Source organism: Phormidesmis sp. 146-33 (assembly GCF_052939515.1).
Map to the genome: position 1 here is coordinate 38,026 of NZ_JBJPHU010000049.1, position 7,802 is coordinate 45,827.

4 protein-coding genes are annotated in these 7,802 nt (G+C 46.5%); all 4 read right to left on the reverse strand.

Annotated features, from left to right (window positions below):
- Nucleotides 1-21 precede the first annotated feature (21 nt).
- From ACJ2PR_RS19550 to ACJ2PR_RS19565, 4 genes are read right to left on the reverse strand one after another with little or no spacing between them, the layout of a single operon-like run.
- Nucleotides 22-2,649, reverse strand: coding sequence for a DEAD/DEAH box helicase (locus tag ACJ2PR_RS19550; RefSeq protein WP_446878215.1), 2,628 nt, complete (start codon nt 2,647-2,649; stop codon nt 22-24).
- Nucleotides 2,642-4,459, reverse strand: a complete 1,818-nt coding sequence (locus ACJ2PR_RS19555) for a DNA-methyltransferase (protein ID WP_446878216.1) — start codon at nt 4,457-4,459, stop codon at nt 2,642-2,644. The genes ACJ2PR_RS19550 and ACJ2PR_RS19555 overlap by 8 nt, the downstream gene beginning before the upstream one ends.
- A 45-nt stretch (nt 4,460-4,504) precedes the next feature.
- Nucleotides 4,505-6,568: a PD-(D/E)XK nuclease family protein gene (locus ACJ2PR_RS19560; RefSeq protein ID WP_446878217.1), complete on the reverse strand. Its 2,064-nt coding sequence runs from the start codon at nt 6,566-6,568 to the stop codon at nt 4,505-4,507.
- Nucleotides 6,531-7,703 carry a transposase gene (locus ACJ2PR_RS19565; RefSeq protein ID WP_446878218.1) on the reverse strand — a complete coding sequence of 391 codons (1,173 nt, stop codon included), beginning with the start codon at nt 7,701-7,703 and terminating at the stop codon, nt 6,531-6,533. Before ACJ2PR_RS19565 ends, ACJ2PR_RS19560 begins: the two co-directional genes overlap by 38 nt.
- Between the last annotated feature and the right edge of the window lie 99 nt (nt 7,704-7,802).

Genomic DNA, 7,802 nt, shown 5'->3' on the forward strand with positions numbered 1-7,802 from the left:
TAACTCGTTTTTTAACCAGCTTCAATCCATCAAAGAACTGTACTGACCCTGTTCAGCTTCGCTTCCTTTGAGAAGTCGATATGTCATTCCACTTGCACCTGCCATCTGTTCAGCAAATTCTTTTTTCGCCTGCACGATCGGGTCGTCAATCATGTGATCGCCTTTGACTTCCACCATGACGTAAGTATCATCTTCTTTCTGAAACAGAAAGTCAGGATAGTAGCTACGAACTGTGTGAGAGGTGGGATCAATGTATTGAACAAAGAAATCAGACTGTCCGTGTGTAAGCATCCCAGTAAAGTAAAGTTTTTTCACTTTGCCATCACGAAGTAGGTTCCAGAACAGACTTTTTTCAGGATTAGAGTCAAAGCAGTATTTATCGAGGTGAAAGCTCTTCTCGACTCCAGCACTCACCAGTTCACGGGCAGATTCATGAGAGACAATCAAATCGCGTTTAGCGCTAACGGTATAGCCCTCTTTAGAAAGCTTGACTAACTCAACTTCATACTCTTCAGTCGTTTCGCTCTGATCAATGTCATAGAAGTCCTTGAACAGGCGTGGAATGATCCAGTCGTAGAGAAGCTCATTAAACTCATTCACAGCTTTGAGAATGGCTTCCATACCGTCTTGAGTTTGTTCTAGAACTCTTTCAAGGAACAGCGGCGATTTGTTGAGATAACGCGAAATCTCAGCAACGACAGTGAGGTAGCTGAACTGACGTTTTTCTCGAATGCTCGTAATGTCTTCGGTTTTTGTCTTCCGTTTCGCCACACCTTTTAGCGGTAGTCCTTCCTGCTCGGTATGAATGAGACGATACTGCTCGGTGTCAGCTTGATCGAGTTCAAGATTGATGCCGCTGACGAGATTCTTTTCTCTCAGTTGAAACTGCCTGCGAACTCGACGCAGTTTGATAGTCTCAGTCTTCAAAACTTTGACGTTCACCGTTTCACGATCGCTGGCTGCCTCCTCGACTTCTTTGAGACTGACCCTGAAATTCTGTTGAAGCTCTGCATCAAGGATTTTTTTATTTTCCTCACTCAGGTAAACGTGTCCAGTCAGTTGACCTTCCCCGATCGCTCTGAGACATCTCATCGTCGCTTGAAGAACGAAAATCTTAGACTTGGGCTGACGGAATAGGGCAACGCCAAACAGAGATCGACAATTCCAGCCTTCGCGCCCCTTATTTACAAGCAGAATGAACTGTTTCTCAGAGTCAGGATGATCGAGACGGTTGAACTCACGGATCTCGTCATTGGTCGTAAGTTTAGGATCTCCCACGTTGACCAGAATCGCACTGGTGGGGATGCCATATTTTGCGAGTGCCTTCTCAACGGCGGGACGGAGTTCTTTTTGAAGCTCGTCGATCGTGGCAGCGAAGAAAGCGAGTTTGGGAAGCTTGCCTTCGGGTCGGATATTGAGCGTTTCCCTTATGAAATTATCGATCGCAAGTTCAACAAACTCATTATTTCGAGTGTTTTGATAGTCGTGAATTTTGACTTTCTTCAAAAATCCTTTGTCGATCGCTTCTTTTAGCCCATACGCATAGACGACTTCAGGCAGTACCTCTTTACCCACATACGGCGTTCCAGTGTAGTTGTAACAAGCCACTACGCGAGTTCCAGCCTGCTCTAGACTTCTGGCAAGCTCATCAACTGTTTTTCGCAGACTTGTTGCGGTCTCCTTGATGCCCATATCATTTGCAAGCTGATTGCCGAAAGCATGGTGAGCCTCATCAATGTAGACTCCAATTTGCTCCAATCGTCTCAGCTTCTCAAAGCGCTGGTTGGTTGTGAGAGAGTCTTCGCTGTCTGGCTCATCAAAGCCGTAGAGGTCTGCATTCTGAGCATAGACACTGTTCGCCTGGTAAGTGGGCTTGCCGCTACCTAGAAGCTTCTCAATGGGCGTTTTCTCCTTGCTCTGACGTTTGAGAATGATTTTCTGGGTGTTAGAGATGATCACATTGAAGCGCGATCGATCTAGTGTTGTGAGCGTCGTTCCAGCTTCATCAAGAAAGTGAAATTGAAGGTGAGCCGTGAGGAAGTTTCGATACTCAGCAGGAACCACTTTGGAGAGATCAAAGGTTTGAATTTCGCGCAGAGAGTGAAGAACCGTCTTATCTGGAGCAAAGACAAGGGCGTTGTGGCAATACTTCTCATCCTTCGGGAATTTGTTGGCAAGGATGAACTCATAAAAAATGCAGGTTGCCATCAAGATCGTCTTACCCGTGCCCATTGTCAGTGCAAAGATGTAATTCGAGTAGAGGCGGGCATTCGCCTTCATACGGTCGAAGATGGCTTCGTACTGATCTCTCGACAGTTCACGCAGCAAATCCATCTGAACTTGACCGGACTGTTCAGCGATCGTGCGTCCCTCAAAGTTGCCTGTCTTATCGACCCATTCCTGAAAGATTTGGTGAACAGGAGCATTGTCTAGATACTCTTTGAGAAAAATGTAAATCTCCAGCGCTTCAAATTGAGGCTGACGTAGATAGGCTTTCGGGTTGTGATCGGGGTCGTTGAAGTCAAGGAATTTCTTGGTCAGTTCCCGGTAGTGAGTGCGAATCGCCTTCCGCTTTTGTTTGTAAAAACTGAGCAGTTGAGTGAAGAAAGCAAAGTTGAGGTCAACGGTTTTGATGATCTTCTTAGCCATGTTGCACCTCTACTTCGAGCGATTCTGAGAGCAAGTCAGTGATTTTGACGCGGATTGTGCCTGCATCATCAGGGATCTCGTATCTGCCCTTCACCAAATCGTTTTTGTCAGGAATGTCAACGTGTTTAGGCTCAAGGATAGCTCCGTCATAGTTCCAGTCGATCATGATGGATTCAACGAGTTCGCGCCAATCCTCGACGTTTTCCTGTTGTAGACTCAGCTTCTGTAGCAGGTTCATGGGGTAGAACTTCTCGACCACAAGATGCTTACCCTGCACTTTGATTTGTGCTTCTGAGTCGCGCTTAAATTCGAGGTTTGACTTGTCCCGCAGGATGTCTACAACTTCGACATCGATCTTGAAGGGTTGGGCTTCCTTCTCAAGAACGGCTGCTAGATCGGGTTCATGTCCCATGCAGACGAGAAGGATTTTCTCAACGGGTTTGGTGGGAGCGTCTTTCTGGCGTTTCTCGAAAGCTTTGTAGTCAAACCCAGTGGTTAGCTCAGTGAGATCGGCGCGAGTGGCGATTCGGTTGACGGGCATGATTTTGACCATGCGATCGTCTTTGATGCCGTCGAATAGATGACCTCGTTCTAGGGGTTGCACTTCGAGGGCTTCAAGGAGGATATCTTTGGCTTCTAGTGGATTTCGGAATACATCGTAGTGGTTGACGTTATGAACCTCAAAGCTTGTGTAGGGGGTAATGGGTTCTTCTCCAGTCTGTAAATTGCCTTGTTGCTGTTGGTGTTCTAGATCACTAGGGATGGCTAAGAGCCGTTTAGTCGTAATTTGTACGGCTCCGAGATTGATGTCTGCACCAATGAAGCGTCTGCCTAATTGGGTGGCTACAGATTGAGTAGTACCGCTTCCCATAAAGCAATCGAAGACAATATCACCAGGGTCTGATGAGGCTTGAATGATGCGTTCTAACAGAGCTTCTGGTTTTTGTGTCGGATATCCTGTTCTTTCTGATGCCATTGGATTTATGACAGGAATTTCCCAGACATCACCAATCTCTTTTTCTCGGCTCTCTTGATACAAATTTTTTCCGTTCTCGTCTCGTAACCATTCATTTATTCCTAGATCCTTGTTCCAACGACGAACCGGTTGCATTCTCGCTTCTTTAACAGGAACAAGCACTGGATTATAAACAAATTCTTTGCCTTTTGAATAGACATAGATGGTGTTATGAAAGCTGTCAAAAGCCGCGGAGTTTGCTCCATATTTATTAGTGTAATACCAGATTATCTCATTAACAAAAGCTTCTTTTCCGAAAACCTCATCCAGTAGAAGCCTTACGTAAGAATCCACTCTGTAATCAGAATGAACGTATATGCAAGCACCATCCTGCATTAGTTCTTTTAGTAAAATCAATCTTTCAAACAGAAACTGGAGATATTCGTCGTTTGACCACATATCTGTATACTGCTTGTCTTCAAATACTGAGCTTTCTACAGGTAGCTTAGTTTTCTCATTAGATCCTCCTTTTCTACGTATCGTCATCCGATAGTTTTCACTAGATGCAAACGGTGGATCGATATAAACCAAATTTACCTTTCCACGAAACTCCTTCAGCAAATGACTCATCACCTGAAGGTTATCGCCCCAGTAAATCTTGTTCCGCCAACCCTCAACAGCCTCACCATGAACCTCTTTCAACTGAGCCGGATAGTACTGCGTCGATCGGAAAGGACGCTTGCCCTTCCAATGCAACATCGGATAGCCCTTAATTGGTTCAAACTGGTAATCCTCAACGTTGTTCACCGTCGATACACCAGGAAGATTCATCGTTCTCTGTTGACTGCTGACCATCGTTACTCTGCCGTTCCGTACTGAATAAACTTTATTTTTAGGTGACTAAGAAGCTCTAAACTTCCAATTCTTTGCATCGCAGTAATGCCGCATATCGCAAGCTTCACACTGCTTTTCAGGTCGATGTTTGATGCCGAAATCTTTTACCTCAATTCGACTCACCACTTCATCAAAGGTAGAGATCGTCTTCTCAATTGATCGGCTATTCTTTGAGAATGTAATGCGAGGATTACCACTTTCTTCGCCAGTGTAATAGAGATGACTTTGGCTTACCTCTAACTTCATCCTTTCCTCAACAATGTGAGCATAAATCTCAAGTTGACGACGATAGCGATCTAATTTTTCCCTATCTCTCAAATTGTTAACGTCTAGTTTCTTTTCTGACTTAAAATCGACAATTTCAACCGTTCCATTCAATCCTTGAATAAGGTCAATACTGCCTTTCAAGATGTAATCATCTTTCACCAATGAAACATCAACTTCTGCCTCTTTGATGTGTGTCCAATCTCCCTGATTCTTGCGGTAGTATCGCAACACATGATCAAGTGCTGCACTTTTCACAACAGCAGCTAAATAGACCCGTTCTCGCTTGGTCAAATAGGCATAGTTAGTATCAAACCAAGATTCAATTTGCGCCACAGAAAGCTTGTGTTCTTCGCCTCGAATAACGGTCTTGTGAATGTCCTCGATCGTCTGATGCACCAACGTACCAAACAGAATCGGACTCGTGCGAATCGGTGCGAACTCCAACTCCTTGAAAAAACGATATTGCTCGGCACAGTTCTCGTACAGAGTTAGATGCGATGTGAAGGAGTATTCGCGCTTGAGGTTGACATCCTTCACTTTCTCTAGCGGCAATCTTTCCGGTTGAAACCGCTCATCCTTCCAATTTGGTAGCGTCTCGTAGACCTGAGCGAAATGCTTTGAGGGAGTTCGCCCCTGTCCCTGTTTCTCCTGGCAAGTCAGCACCAACAGGTTTTGGGCGCGAGAGAAAGCGGTATAGAACAGACGACGGAAATCGTAGAACTTCACCTGCTCTAATGGCTCAAATGCAGGACGAAGCAAGTAGCCGTTTTCAAGAACCTCATCCAAGTGGCTGTGCTGCTTGCGAGGGGAATTGCCTAGCGACCCCACAATGACGATCGGAAACTCTAACCCCTTCGATTGGTGAATCGTCAGGAACGAAACACATCCGCTTGGTGCATACTCTGACTTGTCTTCGTACTCACTAATTCCACCATCCTGTAAGAATCGGAAAAACTGATTAAACAAGTCTTTCAAGTTCTTCTCTAGAAAGCCTGGTGTAAAAACACTGATGTTGTAGAGATATTCAAACTTGCCAAGTAGCTGTGACAAGACTGCCAGATTTCGCATTGCGCGACTATTCTGTAGTCCCTTTTGACGCAGCAAATCTTCGTCTAGATAGCGGCTAAACAAAGGGAAGCGTAGAAGTTGATAAAACAGCCCAGAGAAAGCGTAGTCAGCGTTGTTGGTCATGTTGAGATGACGTTTTGCAACCGCTCTTCCCCACTTCAGCAAATCTGCATTTTCAGGCTTCCGTAACTCTTCAGCGAATGGGTTGAAACACTGCTCGTCGTAGTAATTCCAAATTTTTAACGTGACATTCTCATCCCATTGCCGAATGGTCGGATATTGAGGAAACAGAAAGAGGAGCGCCCCGATCATTAGCCGAACCTCTTCTCTCTCAAAAAATTGGTTAGATCGGGGAGAGTAGACGCTGATTCCGTTCTGTTCTAGAAATCGAGACAGAGCAACCACTTTATCGTTTTTAACTGAGCTAAATAGAAAAGCGACTTGATTCCAGTCTGTGAGATTCCCGCGATCGCGCATCGAGTGTAGAAAGTTCAATACCTCCTCATGCCATTCTTCCTGAGACTGCCCAGACACTTTGATCACCGATGGCACTTCAGAAAACTCATCGTCTCTCGGCTCGATCGTCTTCTGAAAGCGAAAGGTCTTACCGTCATGCTCCCAGTCCTGTCCGCGCATCCAGCCGTTATAGAAGCTGATGATGTCAGGGTGAGATCGGTAGTCTGCTTGACTGACAAAACTAGGAAGCCGGAATGCAAGAGAGGACAGTAAATTCACGCTTCAAGGAGTCGTCGCGTTGTCGCTTGGAAGCAAAAGCAGGATGCGGATCAGGTAAGCCCGATAGAAAGCGACAAACAGAGATCTCCCACTGTTGAGTGATAGCCAGCCGAATCCAGTTCCAACCAAGTTTGAGATAACTCATGCCGCGATGCCAATGGGCATCCACTTGACGACGCTTGCCGGATGCCACGACTTGCGTTCCTTGCAGCACCAAAAACAGCACCGTTAAGGCAAGCACCCCACACAATTGAGAGAGGGCGAACTTGTCGCGCAACCGCGAAGCCTCCAGGTTGAACCCATTGGATTTGAGGTCTAAAAACGACTCCTCTATCTGAAACCTCAAGCGATATTGAGCAAAAGTTTGCAGCGTGGTCACCTCATCACTGACAATCACCCAGTCTTCCCCGCTCTGTTGGTCATGAGCAAAGGCGAGATAGACATTCGGGTAGGGCACTGTTTTGCCGATCAAGACCGCTGGCGTGAAGTAGGCTTGTCCCGGTTGCAGCACGACCGACGACACTTTATGCCACTGAGCCTCAAGCTGAAACTGGAACGAGCGTTTGATGCGAATCCGAAAATGCCAGCCCAGATTCTCTCGCAGATACTTCATCAACTTGCCATCAGCAAACCCTCGGTCCGCGAGCAACACCACAGATACGCCCTCTGGCATCACCCGTTCGGCTTGCCGCAAAACCCGCTGCACACTCCACAAGCGCACCGTACTACTCGACTGCGCCACGATGCGCCATGCCACCGGAACGGTTCGCCCGCGATAGACGACACCCACCCAGATGATACAGAAGCAATTCCAGACCATCGTGGTATCTAAGCTCAAATACACCCGGTCATTGCCCCACTCGGACAAGGCTTGCTTCACCAGCGCTTGGTGGACCGACATCACGTCAATGCGTCGATTCGACAGCCAACGTCGAAACCGTCTTGGGTGGGACTGGGCAATCTTGGCTCGACTCTTGACATACACCCCAAATCCACTCAGATGCACGTTCTGGCTTTGAACGATGCCGATGATCATCCAACACAATGTTTGCAGGTGACGCGCATCTTTCCACTCAATCTCGCCTTGACTCAGAAATTGCGACAGCGCATGATAGAGACGGGAAGTTGGTGACATTGATTTGACTGATTTGTGTGGTTACTTCTCAGCTTAAATCATGCTCTACTTCCCTCCTAGCTTCCTTTCTCGCTTTCCTGAGTTTTGTCAGTCAAGCAG

Bases quoted from the DNA above. Each gene is read 5' to 3' on its own strand.
- ACJ2PR_RS19550 (WP_446878215.1), bottom strand. From the start codon at position 2,649: ATGGCTAAGAAGATCATCAAAACCGTTGACCTCAACTTTGCTTTCTTC.
- ACJ2PR_RS19555 (WP_446878216.1), bottom strand. From the start codon at position 4,459: ATGGTCAGCAGTCAACAGAGAACGATGAATCTTCCTGGTGTATCGACG.
- ACJ2PR_RS19565 (WP_446878218.1), bottom strand. From the start codon at position 7,703: ATGTCACCAACTTCCCGTCTCTATCATGCGCTGTCGCAATTTCTGAGT.